This is a genomic window from Mesorhizobium sp. L103C119B0 (assembly GCF_000502235.1).
GTDB lineage: Bacteria > Pseudomonadota > Alphaproteobacteria > Rhizobiales > Rhizobiaceae > Mesorhizobium.
In genome coordinates, this window is the sequence record NZ_AYXE01000011.1 from 34902 (window position 1) to 50464 (window position 15563).

Below are 15563 nucleotides of genomic sequence, written 5' to 3' on the forward strand. Positions count from 1 at the left end.
CGTCATCAGTCGTGGGCGACGCGGCGCGCCAGGAACTCGACTTCGAGACGCCATGTCTTGCCATCGTCGTGCGAACGCTCGCCGAGCCAGCGGAAGCTGTCTTTGGTGATGCGCGAAAAGCTCCAGCGGACCGAGGAACCAGTGCCGTCGGCGCCGACCTGCACAATCGTGTCGCCTCCGGCGCGACCAAGCTGGCGGCTGTAGTATTGGTTGCGCGGGTCGCTCCAGAAGATGTGCCAGGCATCCGAGCCGGGATCATAGGCCCGAAGCGTTGTGCCATAGAAAGTCCATTTGCCGAGCGAGGGCGAGGGGCCGGCATCCCGTGCGGGCAGGATCCATACGTCCTGGATCGCCCTGCCTTCCAGGACCCAGCCGAAATGCACCTCGCCGCGTCCGGTGAGAACCGTGCCGTCCTCGAGATGGCGCGTGGCATCGAATGTCCAGGCGCCGACGAAGCGGCCGTAGAGATCCAGCTTTTCAGCCAGGCCGGAATTGGGGCCGTCGCTGTGGAGCGCTTCGGCAAAGGAGGATGTACCGATCATACTTGCTGCCTTCGTAGTGTCAGGAGGCTGCAAGCGATAGGCCCCGACCGGGTGTCGCGCTTGGGAAAAATTGCTATCTTTCAAGCCATGACGACGAGCGAACAAAACCTGGCATCGGGGCAGGGTTGGTATGTCTGTGACGTGCTGTGCACGGCCGGCGCCGGCGACCGCCCGTTCGAGGAGGCGCACGACACCTTCTGCGTTGCCGCTGTCACCAGCGGCACCTTCCGCTACCGCACCAGGCAAGGCGCCGCCATGCTGGCGCCGGGCGCGATCCTGCTCGGCAATGTCGGCGCCTGCTATGAATGCGGGCATGAGCATGGCGCCGGCGACCGTTGCCTGTCCTTCCACTTCGCTCCGGCCTATCTCGACCGCATCGCCAGCGACGTGCCCGGCGCGAGCAAGCTCGCCTTCGGCGTGCCGCATATGCCGCCTTTGCCGGCGCTCGCATCGCTGCTGGCCGAGGCGGAAGCGGCGCGCGAGATGGTCGACATCGACGCCTTTGAGGAGCTTGGCCTGCGAATTGCCGGCGCAGCACTGGCAGTTGCCGGCGCAGCACTGCCCGTCGCCAGCGATGCGGTGCCTGGCGTCCGACCGCCGAGCCGCCGCGACCAGAAACGGGTTGCCGAGGCGGTGCGGCAGATCGAGCTCAATGCCGACAGGCCGGTCTCGCTTTCCGAGCTTGCCTGCGCGACGGCGACCAGCCCGTATCATTTCCTGCGCACCTTCCGGCAGGTCGCCGGCATGACGCCCTATCAGTTTCTGCTGAGAACCCGGCTGCACCGCGCGGCGGTGCGGCTGCGCATGTCAGGCGATGCCATCTCGGCAATCGCCTTCGAGGCCGGTTTCAACGATTTGTCGACGTTCAACCGCCGTTTCCGGCGCGTCATGGGTGAGACGCCTGGCCACTATCGCGCCCGGCGGGTGGCTACCCGCTGATGCGTCCGCCTGCCTCCTGATACGCTCTTTGCTTTGAAAACGGTCCATCGCAGGCTTTTGCCCTTGCGGCGGCGAAATGCGTTATGGCCAAATCGTCGCAATCAACGGTATCCATTTGAAATTGCCGCCAAAATTGTCGTTGGAAAACCACCACGAATATTGGAGTTTCGGCCGTGCTTCCTATATAAGCGGTCAGTGATTCCTGATTAGATTGTGATCCGATTTGACCGACCAAAAACCCCCGCGCGGCGCCGACGGCGGCCCCACCGGCATCGAGCCCATCTCCATCATCGAGGAGATGCAGAGCTCCTATCTTTCTTACGCCATGAGCGTCATCGTCAGCCGTGCGCTGCCCGATGTGCGCGACGGCCTGAAGCCGGTGCACCGCCGCATTCTCTATGCGGCGCATGAGAGCGGCTACCACTGGAACCGCAAATATGTGAAATCGGCCCGCCCGGTCGCGGACGTGATGGGTAAATACCATCCGCATGGCGACGCCTCGATCTACGATGCCTTGGTGCGCATGGCGCAGGACTGGTCGCTGCGCGTTCCGCTGATCGACGGGCAGGGCAATTTCGGCTCCATCGACGGCGATCCGCCGGCGGCGATGCGCTACACGGAATCGCGGCTGACCAAGGTCGCACATGAGCTGCTGGAGGACATCGACAAGGAAACCGTCGATTTCCAGGAGACTTATGACGCCTCCGACACCGAGCCGAAGGTGCTGCCGGCGCGCTTCCCCAATCTTCTGGTCAACGGTTCCGGCGGCATCGCCGTCGGCATGGCCACCAACATCCCGCCGCACAATCTGGCCGAGATCTGCAACGGCGCCATCGCCATCATCGACAATCCGGCGATCGATTTGCCGGCGCTGATGGAGATCATTCCGGGTCCCGATTTCCCGACCGGCGGCATCGTGCTCGGCCGTTCCGGCATCTACAGCNCATCTACAGCGCCTATGCGACGGGCCGTGGCTCCATCGTCATGCGCGGCAAGGTCAATGTCGAACAGCGCGGCAACGACCGTGAATCGATCATCATCACGGAAGTCCCGTACCAGGTGAACAAGGCCTCGATGATCGAGAAAATGGCCGAGCTGGTGCGCGACAAGCGCATCGAAGGCATTTCCGACATTCGCGACGAAAGCGACCGCCAGGGCTACCGCGTCGTCATCGAGCTGAAGCGCGACGCTGTCGCCGACGTCATTCTCAACCAGCTTTACCGCTTCACGCCGCTGCAGACCTCCTTCGGCGCCAATATGGTGGCGCTGAACGGCGGCAAGCCGGAAGTGATGAACCTGACCGACATGCTGAAGGCGTTTGTCAGCTTCCGCGAAGAGGTGATTAGCCGACGCACGAAATTCCTGCTGCGCAAGGCGCGCGACCGCGCCCACGTGCTGGTCGGCCTCGCCATAGCCGTCGCCAACATCGACGAAGTGATCAAGCTGATCCGCACCGCGCCCGATCCGCAGACGGCGCGCGAGCAGTTGATGGAGCGGCGCTGGCCCTCCGGCGACGTCGAGTCATTGATTCTGCTTATCGACGATCCGCGCCATCGCATCAATGAGGATGGCACCTACAACCTCTCCGAGGAACAGGCGCGCGCAATCCTCGAACTGCGCCTGCAGCGCCTGACCGCGCTCGGCCGTGACGAAATCGCCGACGAGCTGAACACCATCGGCGACGAGATCAAGGATTACCTCGACATTCTGTCGTCCCGCGCCCGCATCCAACAGATCGTCAAGGACGAGCTTGCCGCCGTGCGCGACGAGTTCGGCACGCCGCGCCGCACCGAGCTCACCGACGGCGGCGCCGACATGGAAGACGAGGACCTGATCCAGCGCGAGGACATGGTCGTCACCGTCAGCCATTCCGGCTACATCAAGCGCGTGCCGCTGTCGCTCTACCGGGCGCAACGCCGCGGCGGCAAGGGCCGCTCCGGTATGTCGACCAAGGAAGAGGATTTCGTCACCCGGCTGTTTGTGGCCAACACGCATACGCCGGTGCTGTTCTTCTCCTCGCGCGGCATCGTCTACAAGGAAAAGGTCTGGCGGCTGCCAATCGGCAATCCGCAGTCGCGCGGCAAGGCGCTGATCAACATGCTGCCGCTGGAGCAGGGCGAGCGCATCACCACCATCATGCCGCTGCCCGAGGACGAGACCAGCTGGGGCGAACTCGACGTCATGTTCGCCACCACGCGCGGCACCGTGCGCCGCAACAAGCTGTCCGAATTCGTCCAGGTCAACCGCAACGGCAAGATCGCCATGAAGCTGGAGGAGGAGGGCGACGAGATTCTCGGCGTCGAGACCTGCACAGACAATGACGATGTGCTTTTGACCGCCAGCTCCGGCCAGTGCATCCGCTTCCGCGTTGGCGATGTGCGCGTCTTCCAGAGCCGCAATTCGGTCGGCGTGCGCGGCATAAGCATGGCCGAGACCGACCGCATCATCTCCATGTCGGTGATCGAGCATGTCGATGCTTCACCGGCGGAACGCTCCGCCTACCTCAAGCGGGCAGCACTGGAGCGGCGGCTTGCCGCCGAGGTGACCGGCGAGGAAGAAGAGATTGCACTCACCAATGAGGAGATTGGCGAGGAGACCGAGCTTTCCGACAGCCGTTACGAAGAGCTCAAGGCGCATGAGCAGTATGTGCTGACGGTGACCGAATATGGCTACGGCAAGCGCTCGTCATCCTACGATTTCCGCCTGACCGGACGCGGCGGCAAAGGCATCCGCGCCACCGACGTGTCGAAGGTGGCCGAGATCGGCCAGCTGGTGGCGACTTTCCCGGTCGGCAATGACGACCAGATCATGCTGGTTTCGGATGGCGGCACGGTCATCCGGGTGCCGGTCAACGGTATCCGTTTCGCCAGCCGCGCCACCAAGGGCGTGACCATCTTCAACACCGCCGAAGGCGAGAAGGTGGTTTCGGTCGAACGGATCTCGGAGCCGCAGGCCGACGAGGATGTCGAAGAGGGTGTCATTGAGGCCGGCGCCGGAGATGCCGTACCGGACAGCACCGAATAGGTTTGAGCAACAACGCCGGCCCGATGGGCCGGCGCAAACAAGAAACTAGCAATAAATCAGGGGCGACGGTGGGGCCAGCGAGCGCCGAAACCTTCGAACCGCTTTGTGCGGACACGGACGCGCTCTGCCTCGCTATGCAATCCGAATGCGGTGGCGATCAGCATGGCGACGGTCATTGCGGTGGCGAGCATGTAGATCAGCATGTGCGTGTTCTCCTGCGCCTATCCAACGGTTAGATCGGGTTTTGGTTTCATCTTCCGAAGTGCAAACTAGCGAACGCGGCGTGAAGTCTTCGTGATCAAGGCATTCATCTGTCGTTCATGTCTGCGAAAAGGTTCACGCAGATGTTCCCAATCGCATTTGCCTTCCGCCCAATGCCCCGCTAGAAGCACCTCCCATGACCGATCGCATCGCCCTTTATGCCGGCTCCTTCGACCCGCTGACCAACGGCCATCTCGATGTCCTGAAGGCATCGCTGGCTGTCGCCGACACGGTTTATGCGGCGATCGGCACTCACCCCGGCAAGACGCCGCTGTTTTCCTTCGACGAACGGGTGAAGCTGATCGAGGCCGCGACCAAGGCCGAATTTGGCCGCGACGGCGACCGTATCAAGGTCGTCGCCTTTGACGGGCTGGTCATCGACGCGGCCCGCAAGCATGGCGCCTCGATCATGATCCGCGGCCTGCGCGACGGCACCGATCTCGATTACGAGATGCAGATGGCCGGCATGAACGAGACCATGGCGCCGGAACTGCAGACGGTTTTTCTGCCCGCCAGCCCATCGGTACGCACCATTACCGCCACACTTGTGCGCCAGATAGCCTCGATGGGCGGAGACATCCGTCCCTTCGTACCGGCCGCCGTTGCCGGCGCGCTCACCGCCAAATTCGCGAAATAGTGCATGTCACCCCAAAGTGGATGCCGGTTTTGGGGCAACGACATGCACCCTAACAAAGACCTTCGGAGATCCCTTATGCAGCTGAAAAAGCTCGCCTCGTTCCTCGTCGTGCTTGCCGGTCTCGTGACCGCATCCGTTTCGGCCTTCGCCGCCGAACCGGAAAACACCATGGTCATCACCTTGAAGAACGGCGACGTCACCGTCGCGCTACGCCCCGACCTGGCACCCAAGCATGTCGCCCAGATCAAGAAGCTGGTGCGCGAAGGCGCTTATAACGATGTCGCATTCCACCGCGTCATCAACGGCTTTATGGCGCAGACCGGCGACGTCAAGTTCGGCAACATGAAGAAGGGGTTCAGCCCCGAGGCCGTCGGCACCGGCGGTTCAGACCTGGCCGACCTGCCGGCCGAATTCTCGCAGAGCGAACATTTCAAGCGCGGCACGCTCGGCATGGCCCGCTCGCAGGACCCGAACTCCGCCAATTCGCAGTTCTTCATCATGTTCGCGCCGGCGCCGAACCTCGATGGCCAGTACACCATCGTTGGCAGTGTCGTCAGCGGCATGGAGTTGGTGGACAAGATCAAGAAGGGCAACGAGGCCGACAACGGCACGGTCAGCGGGCCCGACCGCATGATCAAGGTACGCATCGCCGCCGACAAGTAAACCAATCAAATCAATCTGTTTTCTGAGATAAAGGATATACGACATGGCTGAGATCAAGGACCGCGAGAACGCGCTCATCCTGGAAACGACCAAGGGCAAGGTCGTCATCGAACTGTTCCCCGATTTGGCTCCCGGCCACGTCGCCCGCATCAAGGAACTGGCCCGCGAAGGCGCCTATGACGGCGTGGTCTTCCACCGCGTCATCGAAGGCTTCATGGCGCAGACCGGTGACGTCAAGTTCGGCAATTCGACCAAGCCCACTTTTGCCCCCTCCCGCGCGGGCATGGGCGGTTCCGAGAAGCCTGACCTGAAGGCTGAATTCTCCAACGCCAACCATGGCCGCGGCACCTGCTCGATGGCCCGTTCGCAGAACCCGAACTCCGCCAATTCGCAGTTCTTCATCTGCTTCGACGATGCCGCTTTCCTCAACCGCCAGTACACGGTCTGGGGCCAGGTCATCGAAGGCATGGACAATGTCGACAAGATCAAGCGCGGCGAGCCGGTGGTCGATCCCGACAAGATCGTGTCGCTGAAGGTCGCGGCCGACGTCAAGTAAGGACAAACGACGATGATGGGCGTGGTCTGGTCGCTGCTCGGCATCCTGTCAGGCGCCTTCATCGCCGTCCAGGCGCCGATCAACTCGCAGCTGGCGCGCGGCCTGGGGCTCCCGGTCGCGGCTGCTGCGTTTTCGTTCCTGTCGGGCGCGATCGTGCTTGGTATCATCTCCATTGCCGTTGTGCGGCTGCAGGACATCTCGCTCGACTGGAAGGCGCCGGCGCCTTGGCTGTTCATCGCCGGCGGCATGCTCGGCGGTTTCTATGTCACGCTGTCGACCATTCTTACGCCGCGCATTGGTGCGGCCGCGCTGATGGCGTTCCTGGTTGCCGGCCAGTTGCTGGCCGGCATGCTGATCGATCGCGTCGGCTTCCTCGGCGTGGCGGTGCGCGAGATTTCGCTCGGCCGCATCGCCGGCGCGTTGCTGCTCTTGGCCGGAGCGCTGCTCGTCCGGCTCTACTGATGCGCGTCGACCTCTTCGACTTCGACCTGCCTGAGGAGCGCATCGCGCTTCGCCCGGCCGAGCCGCGCGACAGCGCCAGAATGCTGGTGGTCAGGCCGGGCGAGGGTCTTTCGGATCGCACGGTTGGCGACCTTCCGTCCTTGCTCAGGGCTGGCGATGTTCTGGTCTTCAACGACACCAAGGTCATTCCTGCCCAGTTAAGAGGCATCAGGCGGCGCGGCGAAGCGCAGGCGCAGGTCGACGCCACGCTGCATATGCGCATGGCGCCGGACCGCTGGCTGGCCTTCATGCGGCCTGGCAAGCGCATCGCCGCCGGCGACCGCATCCATTTCGGCCATGACGGCAATTCCTGTTTTCTCGGCCAACTCGACGCCACGGTGATCGAGAAGGGCGAGGCCGGCGAGGTGCTGCTCGGTTTCGACCTGTCGGGGCCGTTTCTCGACGAGGCGCTGCATGCCGTCGGCCACATCCCGCTGCCGCCCTATATCGCGTCGAAGCGCGACGACGACGCGCGCGACCTGACCGATTACCAGACCATCTATGCCAAAGAGGAAGGTGCTGTGGCAGCGCCCACCGCCGGCCTGCATTTCACGCCGGAACTGTTTGCAGCACTCGACGCTAAAGGCATCGAACGCCGCTTCGTCACCTTGCATGTCGGCGCCGGCACCTTCCTGCCGGTCAAGGCGGACGACACCGCTGACCACAAGATGCATGCCGAGACCGGCTCGGTCAGCGAAGCAACAGCCGACGCTCTGAATGGCGCCAAGGCGCGGGGCGGGCGCATCATCGCTGTCGGCACGACCTCGCTGCGCCTGCTGGAGAGCGCGGCACGGCCTGATGGCTCGCTGACCGCCTGGTCCGGCCCGACCGACATCTTCATCACGCCGGGCTATCGGTTCAAGACCGCCGACCTGCTGATGACCAATTTCCATCTGCCGCGTTCGACGCTGTTCATGCTGGTTACGGCCTTCAGCGGCCTCGATACAATGCGCGCGGCCTATGCGCATGCCATCGGGAACGATTACAGATTCTACTCCTACGGAGACGCAAGCCTGCTTTATCGAGCGGAGATGAGCGATGGACGATGACCTGCAAGCTTTTGATCGCGAGAGCCTGATCGCCGAAGTGAAGAAATTGCGTGCCGGCATTCGCCAGCATCGCGATGCCAACGGCCACGATTTGTGCTGGCATCACCCCAACCTGTGGGATCTGCTGCCGGAAAGGACCGATCCATCGATTGCCGTGCCGCCCTGGCCGAGATTTATGCGCGGCTGCATCCACTACCGGCAGTCGCTCGACAGGCAGGCGCCAGGCGCGCCCGGCCATGACAAGGAATTCAATGGCTGAGACATTCACCTTCAAGATCCTCGCCACTGACGGCAAGGCGCGGCGCGGTTCCATCACCATGCCGCGCGGCGAAATCCGCACGCCGGCCTTCATGCCGGTCGGCACCGGCGGCACGGTCAAGGCCATGTATATGGACCAGGTGCGCGGCGTCGGCGCCGACATCATCCTGGGCAATACCTATCATCTGATGCTGCGCCCCGGCGCCGAGCGCGTGGCGCGGCTTGGTGGGTTGCATGAATTCGCCCGCTGGCCGCAGCCGATCCTGACCGACAGTGGCGGTTTTCAGGTCATGTCGCTGTCGAAGCTCAGAAAATTGACCGAGAAGGGCGTCACCTTTCGCTCGCACATTGACGGCGCTGCCTACGAGATGTCGCCGGAGCGCTCGATCGAGATCCAGGGCCTGCTCGATTCCGACATCCAGATGCAGCTCGACGAATGCACAGCGCTGCCGGCCGACCTCAAGCAGATCGAGCGCGCGATGGAGCTGTCGCTGCGCTGGGCCGAGCGCTGCAAGACAGCGTTCGGCGATCAGCCCGGCAAGGCGATGTTCGGCATCGTCCAGGGTGGCGACAACGCAGCTCTCAGGGTGCGTTCGGCGCAGGCGCTGAGCGCGATGGAGCTGAAGGGCTATGCGGTCGGCGGCCTGGCCGTCGGCGAACCGCAAGCGGTGATGCTGGATATGCTGGAGATCACCTGTCCGGAATTGCCTGACGACAAGCCTCGATATCTCATGGGCGTCGGCACGCCGGACGACATCGTGAAATCGGTGGCGCGCGGCATCGACATGTTCGACTGCGTCATGCCGACCCGCGCCGGCCGCCATGGCCTGGCTTATACCAGGCGCGGCAAGGTCAATCTCAGGAATGCCCGCCACGCGGACGATCCGCGGCCGCTGGATGAGGAGAGCGACTGCCCGGCCGCGCGCGACTACTCACGCGCCTATCTGCACCATCTCGTGCGCTCGCAAGAGGCGCTGGGGGCGATGCTTCTGACCTGGAACAACCTGTCCTACTATCAGAAGCTGATGCAGGACATTCGCGCCGCGATCGAGGCCCGGGCCTTTGAGGCGCGCACGGCTGAGATTTCCGAGGCATGGGCGAGGGGTGATATTCCGGTGCTGTAGCCGGGCCTCAGGTACTGAGCGAATTCGCTGCGCGCAAGCTGCAGCCGGTGATTTGAAAGCTGCCGTCGGGCTGCTGTTCCAGCGTGTAGACCGCCTCATAGTCCTTGCCGTCGGGCCCAACGATCAGCACTTGCTGGATTAGAGAAGTTGGCCCCATCTGCTCGACCTTGCCGAAGGAATAGCTCTGCGGCTGGCGCACCGGCGGATAGCCGTTGGTCACCATGTTCATGAAGGTGTCGACGGTCGGAAAGATGCGCTTCACATTTGGAGCGGCGAAACTGTACGCCTTGGCGCCATCATTGGCGATGAGCGCCTTCAACTGACCATCGATGACGGCCTGGCCGGCCTTGACTTCGGCGTCGCCGGCAAGGGCTGCCGAGACGAACAACGCGAACAGCAATGAAACAACTGCGAATGCGGTGCGGCGCATGGCCTGTCTCCATTGTCCCCCAACAAAACCTGTCCCGGGACGCATCATACCATACGGTTTGCGGAGCCTCACGGTTTCAGCAACCGCAATATTCGCCACGCAAGTGCCACATGATCATGCTTAAGCCTCCTTTAACGCGGGGCGCGCATCGTAGGGACGGGTGGGGACCCGTTCGCGCAACCAGGGGACGACCATGTTCAAGCAGCCGATCGACCGGCGCCTTTTGCTGAAGGGCGCGGCAAGCCTCGCAGTTTTGGCTCCCTTGCCCGCCTGGGCAAGCACCGGGCCGACCGTCACGGAAGTCGCCTTCGATCCCGCCATTCCAGCGCTCGGCAACCCCGATGGCGACGTCACCATCGCCGAATTCGTCGACTATCAATGCCCGATCTGCAAGCTCGTCTTCGTCGAACTGAAGAAGTTGATGGAAGCGGACAACGGCGTCCGGCTTGTGATGAAGGACTGGCCGATCTTCGGCGACGTGTCGCGCGACGCGGCGCGGGTGACGCTGCTGAGCGGCGAACAATATGCCGCGGCGGTCGATGCGCTGATGACCAACCAGCGCGGCCTTTCGGAACGCCGCACCAACGACATCCTTTCTTCCGTCGGTGTCGATGTGGCGATGGTGCGTGCCGACCTCGCCATCCGTGAACCCGACATCGACGCTGCCCTTGTCCGCACCGAAGCCCAGGCGACGGCTTTCAAGCTGCGCGGCACGCCAGCCCTGGTCATCGGCGGCAACTTGTATCGGCGCGGCATGCCGGTGTCCGAACTGAGACAAGCCGTCGCCAAGGCGCGCTCGGCCTGATGCTTGAAAGCCGGGCGGCAGTCTGCCACAAGGGCCGCTTGTGTGCTGAAGCTTGATCGGGACCGGCAATGAAGACGTTTTTCATGCAGATAAAGTGCGATCTGGGCAAGTCCTATGAGGTCGCCAGCGCGCTCGCCGATGCCGAAATCGCCTCGGAAATCTACTCGACCGCCGGCAATTACGACCTGCTTGCCAAATTCTACGTCGACGACGAGGAAGATGTCGGCCACTTCGTCAACGAGAAGGTGCAGATTATTCCCGGAATCAAGGACACCTTCACGGTCGTCACTTTCCGCGCTTTCTAAAGCAATTCCAGGAAAAAAATGTGAAGCGGTTTTCCGTCCGGAATTGCGTCAAGCAAAAAGCCATGGCAGGTCGCCGTTTCCATGAAACGGTGAACTGCTAGAGCGCATCAGGCACTTGCCCGGCGACAAGGCAGAGCCTGATTAAGGTCCTGTTCCGACTGCCCGAATTTTGGGCAGTCGGAACATACTGATCGCCGATATCCTCCAAATCACCGATTGCGCTTGATTTTCTCCGGCGACGCCAGTGAAATGGCGTCACAGGGGAGTATGCGATTGGCAGCGTTCGATGAAATGCTTCCGGAAGTTTCCGGGCTTAGACAACCGTATACGGCTTACGACCGCTGGCTGAAGGAGCAGGACCCGGCCAGGCTTACCGAAAAGATGCAGGACGCCGAGCGCGTCTTCCGCAAGACCGGCATTACCTTCGCCGTCTATGGCGAGCAGGAAGCCTCCGAGCGGCTGATCCCCTTCGACATCGTGCCGCGCATCATCTCCGGCAATGAATGGCGAAGGCTGACGCAAGGCATCGAGCAGCGCGTGCAGGCGCTGAACGCTTTCCTCGACGACATTTACCACCGCCAGGAAATCCTGCGCGCCGGCCGCGTGCCGAGGGAGCTGATCGCCAGGAACGAGGCGTTCCTGCCGGAAATGATCGGAGTGCGGCCACCGGCCGGCGTCTACACCCACATTATCGGCGTCGATATCGTCCGCATCTCCGAGAACGAGTTCTACGTGCTGGAGGACAATGCGCGCACGCCGTCGGGCGTCTCCTACATGCTGGAGAACCGCGAGACGATGATGCAGCTCTTTCCCGAGCTGTTCCAGCAGATCAAGGTGCGGCCGGTGGAGAATTATCCGCAATTGCTGCGCCAGTCGCTGGCGGCAGTGCGGCCGCAAAGCACCAAGGGTGCACCGACCATTGCCGTGCTGACACCGGGCAGCTTCAACTCAGCCTATTTCGAACATGCCTTCCTCGCCGACCAGATGGGCGTGCAACTGGTCGAAGGCCAGGATCTGCGCGTTGTAGACGGCCACGTCTCTATGCGCACGACCGAAGGCTACAAGCAGATCGACGTGCTTTACCGGCGCGTCGACGATTCCTTCCTCGATCCGCTGACCTTCCGGCCGGACTCGGCCCTTGGCGTGCCCGGCATCATGGACGTCTACCGCGCCGGCAACATCACCATCGCCAACGCGCCGGGAACCGGCATCGCCGACGACAAGGCGATTTATTCCTACATGCCCGACATCGTCGAGTTCTACACCGGCCGCAAAGCCATCCTCGGCAACATCCCGACCTGGCGCTGCTCGGAGCCCGACAGCCTGAAATACGTGCTCGAACACATCCATGAGCTGGTCATCAAGGAAGTGCACGGCTCCGGCGGCTACGGCATGCTGGTCGGCCCGGCTGCGACCAAGAAGGAATGCCAGGATTTCGCCAAGAAGCTGCAGGCGAAGCCCTCCAACTACATCGCCCAGCCGACGCTGGCGCTGTCGACTTGCCCGATCCTGACCGAAAAAGGCCTGTCGCCGCGCCATGTCGATCTCAGGCCCTATGTTCTGGTCTCCGACCGAATCCAGATCGTTCCCGGCGGCTTGACGCGGGTGGCGCTGAAGGAGGGGTCGTTGGTCGTGAATTCCTCGCAAGGCGGCGGGACGAAGGATACGTGGGTGTTGGACGATTAGGTAGACAGTAGACAGTAGGCAGTAGGCAGTAGGCAGTAGGCAGTAGGCAGTAGGCAGTAGAGGGACAAGAAATGCCATATTCCACAGAGAATCAAATGCTTACTAATCCCTACTCACTATTCCCTACTCACTAGTCCGAAGGGTCTTGCCATGCTTCTCGGCCGCACCGCCAACGGGCTCTACTGGATGAACCGTTATATCGAGCGGGCGGAAAACATGGCGCGTCTGGTCGATGCCGGCCTTCGCATGGCGCTGACCCGCACCCAGAGCGCGTCGGAAGAGTGGAATTCGGTGCTGCTCAGCGCCGGCTCCGACGTCACCTTCACGCAGAAATACAAGGACTACACCGCCGCCAATGTCGCCGACTTCCTGCTGCGCGACACCTCGAACCCGTCGAGCACGATGTCGGCGATCGAGACCGCTCGCAACAATGCCCGCATGGTGCGCACCGCGCTGACGCGCGAGACCTGGGAGAGCATCAACGAAGCCTGGATGGCCCTGAAGCGCATGCTGGCAAAGCCGATCGACGAGCGCGACCTGCCGAGTGTGCTCGACGCCATCAAACGCGAGACGGCGCTGATCCGCGGCTCGTTCTACGGCACGATGCTGCGCAACGAGATCTTCGACTTCTCACAACTCGGCACCTATGTCGAGCGGGCCGACAACACGGCACGCATCCTCGACGTGAAATACTACGTGCTGCTGCCCTCGATCTCCTGGGTCGGCTCGAGCCTCGACAACTACCAATGGGAATCGATCCTGCGCTCGGTGTCGGCGCACCGTTCCTATCGCTGGGTCTATGAGGCCGACTACAAACCGACTAACATTGCCGACTATCTGATCCTCAATGTGCGCATGCCGCGCTCGCTGACCTTCTGTTATCGTTTTCTCGCCGAGCATCTGAAGTTCCTCGGCGACGATTATGGCGACCGTCATGCCTGCCACGCCACCGTCGACAGGACACAGGCGATGCTGCAGGCAGGGTCGATCAAGGACATATTCGACACCGGCCTGCACGAATTCCTGGCCAGATTCATTCAAGACAACACCAAGCTTGGCGAAGAGATCGCACAAGATTACCGGTTCAATTGAGCATGATCGCGAACCGGAGGACCGCGCTAGCGACGAGTGAGACCCGGTTTTCGGATAAGATCATGCTTACAAACGGAAAATAGGCATGCGGCTCAAGATCACCCACCGTACCGAATACCGCTACGACGCGCCGGTGCACTATCTGTTGCAGCGGCTACGCCTGTTACCGGTCAGTGGCCCGACGCAGACCGTGCTGTCCTGGGCGCTGAAGATCGAGGGCGCGCGCGAGGAAGTCCGCTTTAACGACCATTTCGGCAACGATAACAGGCTGTTGAGCGTCGAGGGCGAGCGCGACTTCATCACCGTCGAGGCCTCCGGCGAGGTTGTCACGCGCGACACAGCGGGCGTCTCGGGTCCGCATCAAGGCTTTGCGCCGCTGTGGCTGTTCAGCCAGGAGACAGCTTTGACCATCCCGGGCGAGGGCATAAGCGAGCTTGCCGCGGCGGTCGGCAAAGGTACCGACATCGAAAGGCTGCATCGGCTGATGGCGCTGATCGTCGAGCGCGTCGCCTACACGCCGGGCACCACCAGCGTGACGACCCCGGCGGAAGAGGCATTGGCGCTGAAGACCGGCGTTTGCCAGGATCACAGCCACATCTTTGTCACCGCAGCCCGCGTCATGGGTTTTCCGGCCCGCTATGTCAGTGGCTATCTGATGGTGGATGCGGCGATCGAGCAGGCGGCAAGCCATGCCTGGGCCGAAGCCCATGTTCAGGGTCTCGGCTGGGTCGCCTTCGACGCCGCCAACGGCATTTCCCCCGATGAACGCTATGTCAGGGTAGCCACCGGCCGTGATTATCGCGACGCCTCGCCGGTGTCGGGAATTCGACTGGGACAGGCGGAGGAACAGCTTGCAGTCACCGTCACGGTAGAGCAGTAGTCTCCGGCAAGATTGCTGCCTGAAGAGATTCCATGACTTATTGCGTCGGCCTCAAGATCGATCGTGGGCTCGTGTTCATGTCGGACACGCGCACCAATGCCGGGATGGATTCGATCTCTACTTTCAAGAAGATGCATGTCTGGGAAGAGCCAGGCGAGCGCGTCATCGTACTGATGTCGGCCGGCAATCTGGCCACGACGCAGGCCGTGGTCAGCCTGCTCGACGAGCGCACCAAGGCGGTGGCGGAACGCCACGCGACGCTGCTCGAGACCCCATCCATGTACCAGACGGTGCGGCTGGTCGGCGACACCGTCAAGGAAGTCATCGCCAGCTCGTCGCCTGCCGGCGAAAAGGCGGATTCCTATTTCAACGCCTCCTTCATCCTCGGCGGCCAGATCAAGGGCAGCCCACCACGGCTGTTCATGATCTATCCCGAGGGCAATTTCATCGAATCGACCGACGACACGCCGTTCTTCCAGATCGGCGAGACCAAATACGGCAAGCCGATCATCATCCGTGCCTATGAAAGGACGATGAGCCTGGCTGAAACGGTCAAGCTCTTGCTGGTATCGTTCGATTCGACGCTGAAATCGAACCTGTCCGTCGGCCTGCCTCTCGACCTGCTGTTCCTGGAGGAGGACACGTTCACGGTGGGTTTGAAAAAGCGCATCGGCCAGGACGATCGATATTATCGTGCTATTTCCGAAGGCTGGTCGAACGCGTTGAAGACGGCCTTTGCCAGCCTGCCGGATTTTCCGGGGTAGCGCGGGAACCTTCGTCGCGGTTGCCTGTCTCTATTTAACATGTTAAT

Annotated in this window: 17 protein-coding genes and 1 pseudogene; 15 read left to right on the forward strand and 3 right to left on the reverse strand. The window is 62.2% G+C overall.

From position 1 onward, the window contains the following. Window positions 1–5 precede the first annotated feature (5 nt). Complete coding sequence (locus tag X728_RS147950; RefSeq protein ID WP_023832067.1) at window positions 6–542, reverse strand: hypothetical protein; 537 nt, start codon at window positions 540–542, stop codon at window positions 6–8. Window positions 543–629: 87 nt separating this feature from the next. Here X728_RS147950 and X728_RS147945 point away from each other — a divergent pair, with 87 nt between their 5' ends. Continuing rightward, the gene (locus X728_RS147945) at window positions 630–1481 is read left to right on the forward strand and encodes an AraC family transcriptional regulator (protein WP_023750732.1); all 852 of its coding nucleotides are present in this window, start codon (window positions 630–632) and stop codon (window positions 1479–1481) included. A 223-nt stretch (window positions 1482–1704) separates the two neighbouring features. Next, window positions 1705–4505 (forward strand): annotated as a pseudogene (gyrA, locus tag X728_RS01000000166880) (DNA gyrase subunit A). 56 nt (window positions 4506–4561) lie between these two features. Here gyrA and X728_RS1000000169155 read toward each other — a convergent pair. Further along, on the reverse strand, window positions 4562–4708 hold the full coding sequence (locus X728_RS1000000169155) for a hypothetical protein (protein ID WP_023670953.1): 147 nt from the start codon (window positions 4706–4708) through the stop codon (window positions 4562–4564). 194 nt (window positions 4709–4902) lie between these two features. Between X728_RS1000000169155 and coaD the strand changes: the two genes are divergently transcribed. The 7 genes from coaD to tgt all read left to right on the forward strand — a co-directional run bounded on the left by coaD (window position 4903) and on the right by tgt (window position 9554). Next, window positions 4903–5403, forward strand: coding sequence for a pantetheine-phosphate adenylyltransferase (coaD, locus tag X728_RS147940; RefSeq protein ID WP_023670954.1), 501 nt, complete (start codon window positions 4903–4905; stop codon window positions 5401–5403). 168 nt (window positions 5404–5571) lie between these two features. Further along, the gene (locus X728_RS147935) at window positions 5572–6066 is read left to right on the forward strand and encodes a peptidylprolyl isomerase (protein WP_245266168.1); all 495 of its coding nucleotides are present in this window, start codon (window positions 5572–5574) and stop codon (window positions 6064–6066) included. A gap of 43 nt (window positions 6067–6109) precedes the next feature. Continuing rightward, window positions 6110–6622 carry a peptidylprolyl isomerase gene (locus tag X728_RS147930; RefSeq protein WP_023730156.1) on the forward strand — a complete coding sequence of 171 codons (513 nt, stop codon included), beginning with the start codon at window positions 6110–6112 and terminating at the stop codon, window positions 6620–6622. Between the two features lie 12 nt (window positions 6623–6634). Next, on the forward strand, window positions 6635–7084 hold the full coding sequence (locus tag X728_RS147925) for a DMT family transporter (protein WP_023706196.1): 450 nt from the start codon (window positions 6635–6637) through the stop codon (window positions 7082–7084). Next, window positions 7084–8172, forward strand: a complete 1089-nt coding sequence (queA, locus tag X728_RS147920; RefSeq protein WP_023832069.1) for a tRNA preQ1(34) S-adenosylmethionine ribosyltransferase-isomerase QueA — start codon at window positions 7084–7086, stop codon at window positions 8170–8172. The genes X728_RS147925 and queA overlap by 1 nt, the downstream gene beginning before the upstream one ends. After that, window positions 8162–8431, forward strand: a complete 270-nt coding sequence (locus tag X728_RS147915; protein WP_023832070.1) for a hypothetical protein — start codon at window positions 8162–8164, stop codon at window positions 8429–8431. Before queA ends, X728_RS147915 begins: the two co-directional genes overlap by 11 nt. Further along, on the forward strand, window positions 8424–9554 hold the full coding sequence (tgt, locus tag X728_RS147910; RefSeq protein ID WP_023726678.1) for a tRNA guanosine(34) transglycosylase Tgt: 1131 nt from the start codon (window positions 8424–8426) through the stop codon (window positions 9552–9554). The genes X728_RS147915 and tgt overlap by 8 nt, the downstream gene beginning before the upstream one ends. A 7-nt stretch (window positions 9555–9561) precedes the next feature. Here tgt and X728_RS147905 read toward each other — a convergent pair whose 3' ends face one another. Continuing rightward, window positions 9562–9984: a DUF4864 domain-containing protein gene (locus X728_RS147905; protein WP_023684643.1), complete on the reverse strand. Its 423-nt coding sequence runs from the start codon at window positions 9982–9984 to the stop codon at window positions 9562–9564. A 193-nt stretch (window positions 9985–10177) separates the two neighbouring features. On the opposite strand from X728_RS147905, the gene X728_RS147900 reads away from it, so the two are divergent. From X728_RS147900 to X728_RS147875, 6 genes are all read left to right on the forward strand, one after another. Beyond that, on the forward strand, window positions 10178–10789 hold the full coding sequence (locus X728_RS147900) for a DsbA family protein (RefSeq protein WP_023832071.1): 612 nt from the start codon (window positions 10178–10180) through the stop codon (window positions 10787–10789). A gap of 68 nt (window positions 10790–10857) precedes the next feature. Beyond that, window positions 10858–11094, forward strand: a complete 237-nt coding sequence (locus tag X728_RS147895; protein ID WP_023670963.1) for an Lrp/AsnC family transcriptional regulator — start codon at window positions 10858–10860, stop codon at window positions 11092–11094. A gap of 273 nt (window positions 11095–11367) precedes the next feature. Further along, complete coding sequence (locus tag X728_RS147890; protein WP_023832072.1) at window positions 11368–12780, forward strand: circularly permuted type 2 ATP-grasp protein; 1413 nt, start codon at window positions 11368–11370, stop codon at window positions 12778–12780. A 150-nt stretch (window positions 12781–12930) separates the two neighbouring features. Then, on the forward strand, window positions 12931–13872 hold the full coding sequence (locus tag X728_RS147885; RefSeq protein WP_023670965.1) for an alpha-E domain-containing protein: 942 nt from the start codon (window positions 12931–12933) through the stop codon (window positions 13870–13872). Between the two features lie 85 nt (window positions 13873–13957). Beyond that, a complete protein-coding gene (locus tag X728_RS147880; protein WP_023684645.1) occupies window positions 13958–14752 on the forward strand; it encodes a transglutaminase family protein in 795 nt (264 codons plus the stop codon). A 32-nt stretch (window positions 14753–14784) separates the two neighbouring features. After that, on the forward strand, window positions 14785–15516 hold the full coding sequence (locus X728_RS147875; protein WP_023684646.1) for a peptidase: 732 nt from the start codon (window positions 14785–14787) through the stop codon (window positions 15514–15516). Window positions 15517–15563 lie beyond the last annotated feature (47 nt).